The sequence below is a fragment of the Streptomyces sp. NBC_01723 genome, from assembly GCF_036246005.1.
Lineage (GTDB): Bacteria > Actinomycetota > Actinomycetes > Streptomycetales > Streptomycetaceae > Streptomyces.
The window spans coordinates 2236727-2249889 of the sequence record NZ_CP109171.1; the positions used below are offsets into that span (position 1 = coordinate 2236727).

The 13163-nt window shown below is 73.3% G+C and carries 13 protein-coding genes; 8 read left to right on the forward strand and 5 right to left on the reverse strand.

What is annotated here, in order from left to right; genetic code table 11:
- Positions 1–100 precede the first annotated feature (100 nt).
- The 3 genes from panB (at position 101) to OIE75_RS10580 (ending at position 2985) form a co-directional block, all read left to right on the forward strand.
- A complete protein-coding gene (panB, locus tag OIE75_RS10570) occupies positions 101–976 on the forward strand; it encodes a 3-methyl-2-oxobutanoate hydroxymethyltransferase (protein ID WP_307011615.1) in 876 nt (291 codons plus the stop codon).
- Between the two features lie 174 nt (positions 977–1150).
- The gene (locus OIE75_RS10575; protein ID WP_307011617.1) at positions 1151–2176 is read left to right on the forward strand and encodes an ATP-binding cassette domain-containing protein; all 1026 of its coding nucleotides are present in this window, start codon (positions 1151–1153) and stop codon (positions 2174–2176) included.
- The gene (locus tag OIE75_RS10580) at positions 2173–2985 is read left to right on the forward strand and encodes an ABC transporter permease (protein ID WP_307011619.1); all 813 of its coding nucleotides are present in this window, start codon (positions 2173–2175) and stop codon (positions 2983–2985) included. Before OIE75_RS10575 ends, OIE75_RS10580 begins: the two co-directional genes overlap by 4 nt.
- A gap of 12 nt (positions 2986–2997) precedes the next feature.
- Here the strand turns inward: OIE75_RS10580 and OIE75_RS10585 are convergent, their stop codons facing one another.
- Complete coding sequence (locus OIE75_RS10585) at positions 2998–6348, reverse strand: AfsR/SARP family transcriptional regulator (RefSeq protein ID WP_329470483.1); 3351 nt, start codon at positions 6346–6348, stop codon at positions 2998–3000.
- A 156-nt stretch (positions 6349–6504) separates the two neighbouring features.
- Between OIE75_RS10585 and OIE75_RS10590 the strand changes: the two genes are divergently transcribed.
- The gene (locus OIE75_RS10590) at positions 6505–7302 is read left to right on the forward strand and encodes a site-2 protease family protein (protein ID WP_307011622.1); all 798 of its coding nucleotides are present in this window, start codon (positions 6505–6507) and stop codon (positions 7300–7302) included.
- A gap of 6 nt (positions 7303–7308) precedes the next feature.
- Here OIE75_RS10590 and OIE75_RS10595 read toward each other — a convergent pair whose 3' ends face one another.
- Positions 7309–7566 carry a hypothetical protein gene (locus OIE75_RS10595; RefSeq protein ID WP_373462948.1) on the reverse strand — a complete coding sequence of 86 codons (258 nt, stop codon included), beginning with the start codon at positions 7564–7566 and terminating at the stop codon, positions 7309–7311.
- Positions 7567–7570: 4 nt separating this feature from the next.
- Positions 7571–8278, reverse strand: coding sequence for an NADPH-dependent F420 reductase (gene npdG / locus OIE75_RS10600; protein WP_307011624.1), 708 nt, complete (start codon positions 8276–8278; stop codon positions 7571–7573).
- A gap of 142 nt (positions 8279–8420) precedes the next feature.
- On the opposite strand from npdG, the gene OIE75_RS10605 reads away from it, so the two are divergent.
- Both OIE75_RS10605 and OIE75_RS10610 read left to right on the forward strand, forming a co-directional pair.
- Positions 8421–9035 carry a hypothetical protein gene (locus OIE75_RS10605; RefSeq protein WP_307011625.1) on the forward strand — a complete coding sequence of 205 codons (615 nt, stop codon included), beginning with the start codon at positions 8421–8423 and terminating at the stop codon, positions 9033–9035.
- Between the two features lie 67 nt (positions 9036–9102).
- Positions 9103–10419: an MFS transporter gene (locus tag OIE75_RS10610; protein WP_329470485.1), complete on the forward strand. Its 1317-nt coding sequence runs from the start codon at positions 9103–9105 to the stop codon at positions 10417–10419.
- 35 nt (positions 10420–10454) lie between these two features.
- On the opposite strand, the gene OIE75_RS10615 is transcribed toward OIE75_RS10610, so the two are convergent.
- On the reverse strand, positions 10455–10685 hold the full coding sequence (locus OIE75_RS10615; protein ID WP_114532660.1) for a hypothetical protein: 231 nt from the start codon (positions 10683–10685) through the stop codon (positions 10455–10457).
- A gap of 58 nt (positions 10686–10743) precedes the next feature.
- On the opposite strand from OIE75_RS10615, the gene map reads away from it, so the two are divergent.
- Together map and OIE75_RS10625 are read left to right on the forward strand one after the other, a co-directional pair.
- Positions 10744–11601 carry a type I methionyl aminopeptidase gene (map, locus tag OIE75_RS10620; RefSeq protein WP_122620416.1) on the forward strand — a complete coding sequence of 286 codons (858 nt, stop codon included), beginning with the start codon at positions 10744–10746 and terminating at the stop codon, positions 11599–11601.
- A gap of 129 nt (positions 11602–11730) precedes the next feature.
- Positions 11731–12378: a biliverdin-producing heme oxygenase gene (locus OIE75_RS10625; protein ID WP_329470486.1), complete on the forward strand. Its 648-nt coding sequence runs from the start codon at positions 11731–11733 to the stop codon at positions 12376–12378.
- A gap of 96 nt (positions 12379–12474) precedes the next feature.
- Here the strand turns inward: OIE75_RS10625 and OIE75_RS10630 are convergent, their stop codons facing one another.
- Complete coding sequence (locus tag OIE75_RS10630; RefSeq protein WP_307017866.1) at positions 12475–13119, reverse strand: PhzF family phenazine biosynthesis protein; 645 nt, start codon at positions 13117–13119, stop codon at positions 12475–12477.
- Positions 13120–13163: the final 44 nt, after the last annotated feature.

Consider the following 13163-nt stretch of genomic DNA (forward strand, 5'->3'; position numbering starts at 1 on the left):
ACGAGGGTCCCCTAGCCGGGGAGACGGCGGAAGTGCCACCATGGAGGGGATCCGGGGACGCCGTCAGGGCGCCTCGAGATGACATGAAGGAGCCGTTGCCATGACGCAGCTTTCGGCTGCCCCGACGCCGCAGCGCACCCCCGGGGACGGGAGCAGGGCGCTGTACGGGGGCAAGATCAACCGTCGCATCACCGTCCGGGACATCACCGCCGCCAAGGAGCGCGGCGAGAAGTGGCCCATGCTCACCGCGTACGACGCGATGACCGCGTCCGTCTTCGACGAGTCCGGCATCCCGGTGATGCTCGTCGGCGACTCCGCGGGCAACTGCCACCTCGGGTACGAGTCGACCGTGCCCGTCACCCTGGACGAGATGACGATGCTCTCGGCCGCCGTCGTACGGGGCACCAGCCGCGCCCTGATCGTCGGCGACCTGCCCTTCGGCTCCTACCAGGAGGGCCCGGTGCAGGCGCTGCGCTCGGCGACCCGCCTGGTCAAGGAGGCGGGGGTGGGCGCGGTCAAGCTGGAGGGCGGCGAGCGCTCGCACCGGCAGATCGAACTGCTGGTGGAGTCCGGCATCCCCGTGATGGCGCACATCGGCCTCACCCCGCAGTCCGTGAACGCCATGGGCTACCGGGTGCAGGGACGCGGCGAGGAGGCGGCCCAGCAGCTGCTGCGCGACGCCAAGGCCGTGCAGGACGCGGGCGCCTTCGCCGTCGTCCTGGAGCTGGTGCCGGCCGAGCTGGCCGCCGAGGTGACCCGGACGCTGCACATCCCGACCGTCGGCATCGGCGCGGGCGTCGAGACCGACGCCCAGGTACTGGTGTGGACCGACATGCTCGGGCTGACCGGCGGCCGGATGCCGAAGTTCGTCAAGCAGTACGCCGACCTGCGCCAGGTCATCGGCGACGCGGCGAAGGCGTACGCCGAGGACGTCGTCGGCGGCACCTTCCCGCAGGACGAGCACTCCGTCCACTGACAAGCCACCGCGGTACGACACCGGCCCCGCCGATCTTCCCCCGTCGGCGGGGCCGGTGGTTTCGCGGCACCGTCGGCGGGACGCCGGGGGGTGTCGGACGGCTGTCGGACGGCTGTCGGTGGCTGTCGGCGCTCTGTCGGTGGTTTGTCGGTGGGGGCTGACAACGTCGTCGGCATGAAGCGAATCGACGACAACCCCTCGGCCGCGGACCGCGCGGTCACCGTACGGGGGCTGGTCAAGCACTACGGCGAGACCAAGGCGCTGGACGGTGTCGACCTGGACGTGCGCGAGGGCACCGTGATGGGTGTGCTCGGACCGAACGGCGCCGGCAAGACCACCCTCGTCCGCATCCTGTCCACCCTCCTCGCACCCGACTCCGGCCAGGCGCACGTCGCCGGCTACGACGTCGTACGGCAGCCCCGGCAGCTGCGGCGGGTCATAGGTCTCACCGGGCAGTACGCGTCCGTGGACGAGAAGCTCCCCGGCTGGGAGAACCTGTACATGATCGGCCGGCTCCTGGACCTGCCCCGCAAGGAGTCGCGTGCCCGGGCCGACGAACTGCTGGAGCGGTTCTCGCTCACCGACGCCGGCAAGCGGCCCGCGGCCACCTACTCCGGCGGCATGCGGCGCCGCCTCGACCTGGCGGCGTCCATGATCGGGCGCCCGAAGGTCCTCTTCCTCGACGAGCCCACCACCGGCCTGGACCCCCGCACCCGCAACGAGGTGTGGGACGAGGTCAAGCGCATGGTCGGCGACGGCGTCACCGTGCTGCTCACCACCCAGTACATGGAGGAGGCCGAGCAGCTCGCCTCGGAGCTGACCGTCGTCGACCGCGGCCAGGTCATCGCGAACGGCGGCATCGAGGAGCTGAAGGCCAAGGTCGGCGGCCGCACCCTGCGCGTCCGCCCGGCCGACCCGCTGCAACTGCGCCCGCTCGCCGCCTTCCTGGACGAGCTGGGCATCACCGGGCTGGCCGGCAGCACGGTCGACACGCAGCGCGGCGACGTCCTGGTGCCGATCCTGAGCGACGAGCAGCTGACCGCCGTGGTCGGCGCGGTCACCGCGCGCGGCATCACCATCGGCTCCATCACCACCGAACTGCCCAGCCTGGACGAGGTCTTCCTGTCCCTCACCGGCCACCGCGCCAGTGCCCCGCAGGACCCCGCGCCCACCGACGCCCGCGAGGAGGTCGCCGTATGAGCGCCGCCACTGCCACTCCCACAGACGACGCCCGCATCTCGCTGCGCGGCCACGCCCGTCACACCAGCGCCCTGGTCCGCCGCAACCTGCTCTGGATCCGGCAGGACCCGGAGTCGATGTTCGACGCGCTGCTGATGCCGGTCGTCTTCACCCTGCTGTTCGTGTACGTCTTCGGCGGGTCGATCGGCCAGGCCCTGGGCGGCGGGCAGGACGGCTATGTGCAGTACGTGATCCCCGGCATGATCGCGATGATGAGCATGACGCTGTCCCAGGGCGTGGGCACCGGGTTCAGCCAGGACTTCAACTCCGGTGTCATGGACCGCTTCCGGTCGCTGCCGATCGGGCGCGGCTCGGTGCTCTTCGCGAAGATCGCGGTGGAGATGGTGCGGATGCTCTTCGCCACCGCCGTGCTGATGATCGTCGCCGTGCTGGTCGGCTTCGACATCAACCACTGGGTCGGGCTGTTCGCGGCCGTGGGGCTGTCCGCGGTGTTCGCCTCGTCGATCATGTGGGTGTTCCTCACCCTCGGGGTGATCCTGAAGAACGCGCAGTCCGTGCAGGCGATGGGCTTCCTGGTGCTGTTCCCGCTGCAGTTCGGCTCCTCGATCTTCGCTCCGCCGCAGTCGATGCCGGGCTGGCTCCAGGCCTTCACCGACTACAACCCGCTGTCCACGCTCGCCGACGCGGCGCGCGGCCTGATGGTGGGCGGTCCGGTCGCGCACGACCTGTGGATCACGCTCGGCTGGTCGGTGGCGATCACGGCGGTGATGGCGCCGGTCGCCATCCACAAGTTCCGCACGAAGAGCTGAGTCACGTACGCGTCATACGAGGGCGACGGCCTCCCCGGGGGAGAGGCGGCCGCCCTCGGCGTACGCGGCGTCGTACGCCTCGGCGCCGAGCGCCGAGCGCACCCGCTCGACGGCCCGGACGCGCGCGTCCCGCTCCATGCCGGACGACACGTGGCCGGGCGGCAGCATCGCCTCGGCGGCACCCATGCACCGTGCGCCGTCCGCGGCCCGGCGCCCGCCGTCCACGCGGGCCAGCGCCATCGCGGCGATGGTCAGGTAGGCGGACCGCATGTGCGGGGCGATGGCCGCGGAGAGTGGGGCCTCCGCCCGTTCCAGGGACTTGCGGACCTTGGCCAGGCACTCCTCGTGCCGGTCCTCCAGCGTGGCGAGCCATGCCTCCGCGGCGAGGATGAAGGCGTCGAAGACCACGAAGTGGGCGATGCTGAACTCCTCGCGCAGCAGACGCAGTTGCTCGCGCGCTTCGGCGGTACGGCCGGTCATGCCGAGCCGGCCGGCGAGGAAGAGCCGGGCGGCGGGCATCGCGCCGTTGTGACCGGTGCCGCGGTTCCGCTCGATCACGTCGCGCAGGATGCGCTCGCCCTGCTCCTCGTCGCCCGCCTCCAGCAGCACGCTGCCGAGGCGGGCGTCGAGGACGTCCACCTGGGCGTGCGCGCCGAGCCGCTCGGCGTGTTCCGCGGCGGCCCGGTAGTCGGCGGCGGCGAGTGCGTACTCGCCGGTGCGTTCGCGGGCCTCGGCGCGTCCGGAGAGGGCTTCGGCCATGCCCCAGGCGTCGCCGAGGCGGCCGTAGATCTCCAGCGACTCGTCGGCGTCGCGGGTGGCGTCGCCCGCCCAGTCGGTGCGGTTGGCCAGCATGTTGGCGCGCATCTGGAGAGCGCCGGCCAGCTCCCACTCGTAGCCCGGGGTGTCGCGGCAGGTCCGCACGGTGGCGTCCTGGATCTCGCGCAACCGCTCGATGTCACCGGCGAGCAGCACGGCGAAGAACCAGAGCACCCCGGGGCTGCGGCAGGTCTGCGGCATGCCCGGCTCGTACGTCGCCGCGATGACCCGCAGCTTGCTCTGGGCCGCGGGCCGCTGCCAGGCGTCCAGTTCCGTGTCCATGCAGGCCAGGTGGGCCAGGTGCACCCCACGCCGGGCCTCGGCGAGGACCTCGCCGGTCATCGGGGGCGGGGCGGCGGTACAGCGCTCCCACACCGGCAGGGCGGGGCGGACCGGTTCGGCGAACGGGTCGGGACCGAGGGCCATGATCTCGACGAACCAGTTCCGGGCCTCCACCCGCAGGTCGCGCATCTGCCAGTACCAGACCAGGGACAGGGAGAGGGACAGCGCCTCCTGCTCGTCGCGCTCCACGATGGCGTGGCGCAGGGCGGTGCGCACGTTCTCGTACTCGCGCTCCAGCCGCTCGATGGCGGCGAGCTGCTGCGGGCCGCGCAGCAACGGGTCCGTGGTGCGGGCGAATTCGCGGTAGTACGTCAGGTGGGCGCGTTCGGCGGCGGCGCGGCCGCCGGTCTCGTCGAGGCGTTCGCCGGCGTACTCGGCGACGGTCTCCAGGAGCCGGTAGCGCATGCCGTCGCCGGTCTGCCGGTCGGTCACGGGCGTGGCGACGACGAGGGACTTGTCCACGAGGGAGCCGAGGGCGTCCAGGGCGGCGGGCCCGCACACGGCCTCGGCGGCGGCGAGGTCGCAGCCGCCGGCGAAGACGGAGAGTCGGCCCAGCACCTCCCGCTCGTCGCCGTCCAGGAGGTCCCAGGACCAGTCGACGACCGCGCGCAGGGTCTGCTGGCGGGGCAGGACGGTGCGGCTGCCGGAGGTGAGCAGGCGGAAGCGGTCGTCCAGGCGGTCGGCGATCTGGCGCGGGGTGAGCATGCGCAGCCGGGCGGCGGCCAGTTCGATGGCAAGCGGCAGGCCGTCGAGGCGGCGGCAGATCTCGGCGCAGGCGGCGGCGGTGTCCTCGTCGGCGTCGGGGCGGAAGCCGGGGCGGGCGGCGGCGCCGCGGTCGGCGAGCAGCCGCAGCGCGGCGGGTTCGGGCAGCGGCTCCACCGGGCGCAGGGACTCCCCCGGTACGCCGAGGGGTTCGCGGCTGGTGGCGAGGACGGTCAGGTGGGGGCAGCGGGCGAGCAGTTCCTCGGTGAGGCGGGCGGCGGCCTCCACGACGTGCTCGCAGTTGTCGAGGACGATCAGCATGCGGCGCCGGCCGCAGTGTTCGACGAGGCGCTCGACGGCGGTGGTCCGCCGGTCGGCGCCGACCGCCCGCATCTCCTCGGCACCCGCGCCGTACAGCACGGTCTCGCGGGCGCCGAGGGCGGTCAGCACGGCCTCGGGTACGGCGTCGGGGTCGTCGACGGGGGCCAGTTCGGCGAGCCACACGCCGTCCTGTGCGGTGTCCCCGGCGCCCTCGGCGGCCTCCTGCGACAGGCGGGTCTTTCCGGCGCCGCCGGGCCCGAGGAGGGTGACGAGACGCGTGGTCGCCAGGTCGGCGCGCAGGCACTTCAGGTCGGCGTCCCGGCCGACGAAGGAGGTGAGCCGGGCACGGAGGTTGCCCCGGGGGCGGGGGGTCGCCTCGCGGGGTGGCTCGGCGGGCGCGGGCCGGTCGCCGGGTGCGGGCCGGTCGCCGGGTGCCGTGGGCGTCACCCGTTCCCCGGGCGCGAGCAGCTCCGCGTGCAGGGCCCGCAGCTCGGGCCCGGGGTCGGTGCCGAGCCGGTCGGCGAGCAGGTGCCGTACGGCCTCGTAGGCGGCCAGTGCCTCGGCGGTGCGGCCGGTGTCGCGCAGGGCGCGCAGCCGCAGCGCCTGGAGGGATTCGTCCAGGGGGTGGCCGTCGCACAGCGCGGTCAGCTCGGGCAGGGAGCGCTCGGCCGCCCCGAGGTCGAGGGCGGCGGTGTGCCGGGCGCGCAGGGCGTCCAGGTGCCTGGTCTCCCAGCGGGCCGCCTCGGCGGTGCGGTCGGGCAGGTCGGCGAGGGCGGGGCCGCACCACAGGGCGAGGGCGTCGTCGAGCACGGCGGCCGCCTTCGCGGGGTCGCCGTCGGCGAGGGCGCGGCTGCCCTCCCCGACCAGCCGGTCGAAGCGGTGCAGGTCGACGTCGTCCGGGGCTGCGGTGAGCCGGTACCCGCCGTCGGCCGAGGCGACCGCGTCCGCGCCGAGCGCCCGGCGCAGCCGCCCGACCAGGGCTTGGAGGGCTCCCGGCGCGTCGGCGGGCGGATCCCCGTCCCACACCTCCTCCACCAGCAGCCCCACGGGCACGGCGCGGCCGGACCTGAGCGCGAGCACGGTCAGCAGCGCACGCAACCGTGCCCCGCCGAGCGGGACGGCCGTGCCGTCGGGACGGAGTACCTGTGTGGTGCCGAGGATGCGATAGCGCACGGGCCCCATTGTCCCTGGTGCGGTCGGAGCCGGTCACGGGGTTTTGGCGGCGCGGCGGGGCGCCCTCCCGGAACCGCCCGGCACCCGCGGGACGTTTTGCCGGTGGGCCCGGTACGGTCGGGCAGTCCCGCAGGTCTTACGTGTGTTCGAGTACCAGGGAGTTCCATGACCACCGCCACCGCCCGCCCCAGTGACCGGCGGGTCAGTCCCGTCTTCCTCGGGATCGTCGCCGTCGCCGCGGTCACGGGGTGGGCCACCTGGAGTGGGTTCGCAGAGCAGCCGGGGCCGGCCCTCTTCCTGTTCGTGACGGCGGCGTGGGTCGTCTCGCTGTGCCTGCACGAGTACGCGCACGCCCGCACCGCGCTGCACAGCGGTGACATCTCGGTCGGCGCGAAGGGCTATCTCACGCTGAACCCGGTCAAGTACACGCATGCGCTGCTCAGCATCGTGCTCCCGGTGCTGTTCGTGATCATGGGCGGGATCGGGCTGCCCGGCGGGGCCGTCTTCATCGAGCGCGGGCGGATCCGGGGGCGGTGGCGGCACAGTCTGATCTCGGCCGCGGGTCCGCTGACGAACGTCCTGTTCGCCGTGGTGTGCACGGCGCCGTTCTGGCTGGACGCGCTGGACGGCGTACCGCGCGACTTCCGGCTGGCGCTGGCCTTCCTCGCGCTGCTCCAGGTGACGGCGGCGATCCTGAACTTCCTGCCGGTGCCGGGTCTGGACGGCTACGGGGTGATCGAGCCCTGGCTGTCGTACAACGTGCGGCGGCAGGTGGAGCCGCTCGCGCCGTTCGGGCTGCTGATCGTGTTCGCGCTGCTGTGGATCCCGGCCGTCAACGGGGTGTTCTTCGACGCGATCGACGCGATCCTGCGCGGGCTGGGGATCGGCGAGACCGACACGTACTGCGGCTTCGAGCTGTACCGGTTCTGGCAGACCGACGAGCTGTGCACGGTCGCCGGGTGACGGCGCTCAGCCCGTGACGGACTCGCGGCGGGTGTCCCGGCCGCGCTTGACGTAGTACCAGCACATGTTGGACGACAGCCCCGACAGCAGCACCCACACGACGCCGATCAGCACGCTGCCCTGCACGAAGGAGACGACGGCGGCGGTCACCGCGAGGACGCAGACGACCAGGGCGTAGAGGGCGAGGCGGGGCATGGGGCTGGCTCCTGTCGGGGGACACGTGCGGGTGACGCGGGTACTGCGGCACCCACCAGTGTCCCCCATCGGTTCACACGTCCGTGACGCGGAGCCCGGCGTGTGCCTTGTAGCGGCGGTTGACGGAGATCAGGTTGGCGACCAGCGACTCGACCTGGTGGGCGTTGCGCAGCCGTCCGGCGAAGATGCCGCGCATGCCGGGGATGCGTCCGGCGAGGGCCTGCACCCTCTCCACGTCGGCGCGGTCCTCGCCGAGCACCATCACGTCGGTGTCGATCTCGTCGATCTCCGGGTCCTGGAGGAGGACCGCCGAGAGGTGGTGGAAGGCGGCGGTGACCCTGCTGTCCGGCAGCAGGGCGGCGGCCTGCTCGGCGGCGCTGCCCTCCTCGGGCTTGAGCGCGTAGGCGCCCTTCTTGTCGAAGCCGAGCGGGTTGACGCAGTCGACGACGAGCTTGCCGGCCAGCTCCGCGCGCAGGGATTCGAGGGTCTTGCCGTGGCCCTCCCAGGGCACGGCGACGATCACGACGTCGCTGCGGCGGGCGGTCTCGGCGTTGTCGGCGCCCTCGACGCCGTGCCCGAGTTCCGCGGCGGCGGCCTCCGCGCGTTCGGCGGCGCGCGAGCCGATGATCACCTTCTGGCCGGCCCTGGCGAGGCGGTACGCGAGGCCCTTGCCCTGCGGGCCGGTGCCGCCGAGCACGCCCACGACCAGCCCGGAGACGTCGGGCAGGTCCCAGGGGTCCTTGGCGGGGGCCTTCTGTGCGGCACTGTCGGTAGAGGTCATGCGCCGACCCTACGTCCGCCCCGGTCACGACGGTCGTACGGGTCTCGGCGCCGGCGGCGGGCCCTCCCCCGTATCCCCGGGTCGGGCGAATCCGGGGCGAACGCCGGACCGGGCGGGCGGGGTTGCGGCAGGATGCGGCCGCATGGACGCCGTACGGGTCGCGCTGCTGCGGGAAGTGCTCGCCGGGACCGAGTGGCTGGGGGCCACCCGGAGGTTCGCGGGGGCGCTGCGGGGGTCGGTGGTCCCGCACGGGGGCGGGCTGCTGCTCGTGGGCACCGCCGAGCACGAGCCCTGGCATCTCGCGGCGCACCTGGTGGACGAGGCCGCCTGGTCGGGGACGCCGGAACTGGCGCCCACGCTGGTGCGGCACGACGCGCGTCCCACGGACCCGGCGCATCTGGCGGTGGGCCTCGGGCGGCTGGCGGCGGCCCGGCGCGGGGAGACGCTGCTCGTGGTGACGCCCTCCGATCCGGGCGCTCCGCTGCTGGAACGGGTGCACGACGCCCGCCGGGCCGGTGCGACGGTGCTGTCGCTGGGCACCGACCGCGACCCGGGCGAGCGGGAGCTGACGGCGATGGCGCACGAGGCGCTGACCGTGCCGGACGGCGCCGAGCTGGACCTGGACACGGTGCAGCACCTGGTCAGCGCGGCGGCCGGTGAGAACGCGGTGCCGCCGCCCCGGGGCCGCCGCCGCTTCCGCGACCGCATGTCCCGCCTGGCCGACCACCTGACGGCCCCGCCTCCGTCCGGCTGGTGACGGCCGGTCCGGGGTCTGGGGAAAACCGGTTGCCGCGGTTCTCCGCCCGGCCCGACGATGGCTCCTCGTGACCGAAGCCTCCCCCGTGTCCGCCGACGCGCCCGTCGGCCTGCGTGCCCTGCTGCCCGACCTCTCTCCCTGGCGGGCCTCCCGGGACTTCCGGCGGCTCTGGGTCGCCGGGCTGATCACGACTTTCGGGAGCTTCCTGACCTTCGTCGCGCTGCCGGTGCAGATCAAGGAGCTGACCGGGTCCGCGGCGGCGGTGGGCGCGATCGGCGCCGTGGAGCTGGTGCCGCTGATGGTGTTCGGGCTGTACGGCGGCGCGCTGGCCGACGCCTGGGACAAGCGGAAGCTGATCGTGTGGACGGAGGCCGGTCAGGGCGTGCTGTGCGCCGCGCTGCTGGTCAACTCGCTGATGCCGAGCCCCGCCGTGTGGCCGCTGTACGTGATCGCCGCGCTCACCTCGGCGCTCGGCGCGGTGCAGCGCCCCGCCCTGGACGCGCTGATCCCGCGGATCGTCGCCCATGAGCACCTGCCGGCCGCCGCCTCGTTGAACGCGCTGCGCTGGCAGGCCGGCGGGATCGCCGGGCCGGCGCTGGCCGGTGTGGTGGTGGCGTACGCGGGTCTCGGCTGGGCGTATGCGGTGGACCTGATCACCTTCCTCGCCTCCGTGGCCCTGGTGGTGGGCCTCGCCTCCGCGCCCGCCTCGCACGAGGCGGCGAAGCCGTCGTGGGCGGCGATCGCCGAGGGGGCCCGGTACGCGTGGAGCCGCAAGGAGCTGCTGGGCACGTACGCGGTCGACCTGGCGGCGATGTTCCTGGCGATGCCTCTCGCGGTGCTGCCGTTCCTGGCGGACGAGCTGGGCGCCGAGTGGTCGCTGGGCCTGATGTACGCGGCGATCCCGGCGGGGTCGCTGCTGGTGAGCGTGAGCAGCGGGTGGACGTCGCGGGTGCACCGGCACGGGCGGATGGTGGTGCTGGCGGCGGCCGGGTGGGGTGTGGCGATCGCCGCCGCGGGGGTCGCCGGGAATGTGTGGCTGGTGCTGCTGTGCTTCGTCCTGGCCGGCGCCTGCGACATGGTCAGTGGCGTCTTCCGCAGCGCGATGTGGAACCAGACCATCCCGGACGAGCTGCGCGGGCGGCTCGCGGGCATCGAGTTGCTGTCCTACTCGGTGGGCCCGCAGCTGGGCCAGGTCCGGGCGGGCGGCACGGCCGCGCTCACGGGGGTGCGGGCGTCGGTGTGGTCGGGCGGGCTGCTGTGCGCGGGCGCGGTGGGGCTGCTGGCGCTGTGCCTGCCGACGATGATGACGTACGACGTGCGGACCAACGAGCACGCGGTGCGGCTGCGCGAGAAACGCGCGGCCGCCCGCACGCCGGACGCCTGATCAGGTCGCGTGGCGAGGCCCGGTCAGGCGTCCGGTCACTCGTCGTCGGGACGGCCCGCGGGGGCGTCGTGCCACTTGGGGTCGTTCTCCCATTCGAGGTTGCGCTCGCGGGCGGTCTGCATCGCGTGCTCGGCCTCGGCGCGGGAGGCGTACGGCCCGAAGCGGTTCTTCGCCGGGCACTCCGGGCCCTCCTCGACCTTCTTGTGCTCCAGGCAGTAGTACCACTCGCCCGGCTTGCCGACCGTGCGCTTCTTGAACAGGGCCATGACCAGCTCCTCTCGCCACCGACATGTTCCCCCATGCCCGCTGGTTAGACTCCTTCGCATGTCTGGCCAGTCGCTGCTCGTACCAGGGGAGCTGTCTCCCACCCGTTCCGTGCCCGGAAACATCCGGCGGCCCGAGTACGTCGGAAAGCCCGCGCCCACGCCGTACACCGGTCCGGAGGTGCAGACGCCCGAGACCGTCGAGGCGATGCGCGTGGCCGGGCGGATCGCGGCGCGGGCGATGGAGGAGGCCGCGAAGCTCATCGCGCCCGGTGTGACGACGGACGAGCTGGACCGGGTGGCGCACGCCTACATGTGCGACCACGGCGCCTACCCGTCGACGCTCGGTTACCGGGGTTTCCCCAAGTCGCTGTGCAGCTCGGTCAACGAGGTCATCTGCCACGGCATCCCGGACTCCACGGTGCTGCGCGACGGCGACATCGTGAACCTCGACGTGACGGCGTACATCGGCGGTGTGCACGGCGACAACAACGCGACGTACCTGGTCGGCGAGGTGGACGAGGAGAGCCGGCTGCTGGTCGAGCGGACCCGGGAGGCGCTGGCCCGCGCGATCAAGGCGGTCCGGCCGGGCCGGCAGATCAACATCATCGGCCGGGTCATCGAGTCGTACGCCAAGCGGTTCGGGTACGGGGTGGTGCGGGACTTCACCGGGCACGGCATCAACACGTCGTTCCACTCGGGGCTCATCGTCCCGCACTACGACAGCCCGCACGCGACGACCGTCATCCAGCCCGGGATGACCTTCACCATCGAGCCGATGCTGACGCTCGGGACGCACGAGTACGACATGTGGGACGACGGCTGGACGGTCGTGACGAAGGACCGCCGGCGGACGGCCCAGTTCGAGCACACGCTGGTGGTGACCGACTCGGGGGCGGAGATCCTCACCCTCCCGTAGTCCCCGCCGCGCCCGGTGAAGGCCCGCACTCTTCGATGTGCGGGCCTTCACCTGTCTGGGTAGGCTTTTGCCGACAGACCGTCGGAAAGACCCTTGACTTAGGTAAGCCTAACTATAGAAAATCGGCCCATGGACTCCTTCTCGACCCTCATCCGCACGGCGTCGCACGAGCAGCACGTGGAGGCCGAGACCTCCACGTTCATGAGCGACCTGCTCGGCGGCCGGCTCGGCGTCGACGCGTACGCGCGCTACACCGAGCAGCTGTGGTTCGTCTACGAAGCCCTGGAGAGCGCCGCCGACCGCCTCGCGGCGGACCCGGTGGCGGGTCCCTTCATCCAGCCGCAGCTGCTGCGGCTGGCCTCGCTGGAGCGGGACCTGGCCCATCTGCGCGGCCCCGACTGGCGTGCGGGGCTGACCGCCCTGCCCGCGACGGGGGCGTACGCCGCCCGGGTGCGCGAGTGCGCCGAGGAGTGGCCCGCGGGGTACGTCGCCCACCACTACACGCGCTACCTCGGCGACCTGTCCGGCGGCCAGATCATCCGCGACAAGGCGGAGCGGACGTGGGGCTTCGCCCGCAAGGGCGACGGAGTCCGTTTCTACGTCTTCGAGGAGATCGGCAACCCGGCCGCCTTCAAGCGGGAGTACCGCGAACTGCTCGACGGCATCCGCGCGGACGACCTGGAGAAGCAGCGGGTGGTGGCCGAGTGCAAGCGCGCCTTCGCCCTGAACACGGCGGTCTTCCGGGCACTGGGCGAGGAGTTCCCGCTCTCCGCGTGAACCGGCCCCGGACCCCGGCGCGTGGCCCACTGGCCCCCCAGGGGCGTCGCGCGCACACCCTGTTCCACCCGTACGGAGGTGCGGCGCCGTGCGCTTTCACCGCTCCAGACGCACCCGCCCGCCGATCTCGACCCAGCCCTCCGGCTGCGGAGCGGTGAGAATCTGCGATCCGGCGCCCTGCGTGATGTTGAGCGCGCGGCCCAGCCGCTCGGTCAGCAGCAGCGCCGCCGCACCGGTCGCCTCGTCCTCGTCGATGCCGTCGTCCCGGCCCGGGAAGGCACGGGCCCGCACCCGCCCCGCCGCCTCGTCCTCCCACGCCCAGGCATAAACCCAGTCCCCCGGCGGCGGCACCGGCAGGTCGTCCACCTCGGCGGCGGTGGCGTACTGGCGCAGGGTGCGCGGCGGGGCCCACTCGGGGCGGGCCTCGATCCAGCTGAACTCCCCGTCCAGCCGGGCGCCCACCACCCCGGCCGGGGTGACGAGTTCGGGCACGTCGAGCAGCCAGGCCGTGCCGACGCAGGGGTGCCCGGCGAAGGGCAGGCGCAGGGTGGGCGTGTAGATGTCGACGACGCCGCGCTCCGGGTCGTCGACGAACACCGTCTCGCTGAAGCCGAGTTTCGCGGCCAGCTCCTGCCGCCGCCCCGGCTCGGGCACCACGGAGCCCTCCCGGACGACGCCCAGCTCGTTGCCGTATCCGCCGTTCGGCGCGCAGAAGACGCGCAGTACGTCGTAGTCAGTCACCGAAGCATTCAAGCATCGTCCGGAGGGCCGGAGCGGCACGGGAG

What these genes read in the sequence shown, in the direction of transcription:
- panB (WP_307011615.1), top strand. Translation starts at nt 101, where the DNA reads ATGACGCAGCTTTCGGCTGCCCCGACGCCGCAGCGCACCCCCGGGGAC.
- OIE75_RS10575 (WP_307011617.1), top strand. Translation starts at nt 1,151, where the DNA reads ATGAAGCGAATCGACGACAACCCCTCGGCCGCGGACCGCGCGGTCACC.
- OIE75_RS10580 (WP_307011619.1), top strand. Translation starts at nt 2,173, where the DNA reads ATGAGCGCCGCCACTGCCACTCCCACAGACGACGCCCGCATCTCGCTG.
- OIE75_RS10585 (WP_329470483.1), bottom strand. Translation starts at nt 6,348, where the DNA reads ATGGGGCCCGTGCGCTATCGCATCCTCGGCACCACACAGGTACTCCGT.
- OIE75_RS10590 (WP_307011622.1), top strand. Translation starts at nt 6,505, where the DNA reads ATGACCACCGCCACCGCCCGCCCCAGTGACCGGCGGGTCAGTCCCGTC.
- OIE75_RS10595 (WP_373462948.1), bottom strand. Translation starts at nt 7,566, where the DNA reads ATGGGGGACACTGGTGGGTGCCGCAGTACCCGCGTCACCCGCACGTGT.
- npdG (WP_307011624.1), bottom strand. Translation starts at nt 8,278, where the DNA reads ATGACCTCTACCGACAGTGCCGCACAGAAGGCCCCCGCCAAGGACCCC.
- OIE75_RS10605 (WP_307011625.1), top strand. Translation starts at nt 8,421, where the DNA reads ATGGACGCCGTACGGGTCGCGCTGCTGCGGGAAGTGCTCGCCGGGACC.
- OIE75_RS10615 (WP_114532660.1), bottom strand. Translation starts at nt 10,685, where the DNA reads ATGGCCCTGTTCAAGAAGCGCACGGTCGGCAAGCCGGGCGAGTGGTAC.
- map (WP_122620416.1), top strand. Translation starts at nt 10,744, where the DNA reads ATGTCTGGCCAGTCGCTGCTCGTACCAGGGGAGCTGTCTCCCACCCGT.
- OIE75_RS10625 (WP_329470486.1), top strand. Translation starts at nt 11,731, where the DNA reads ATGGACTCCTTCTCGACCCTCATCCGCACGGCGTCGCACGAGCAGCAC.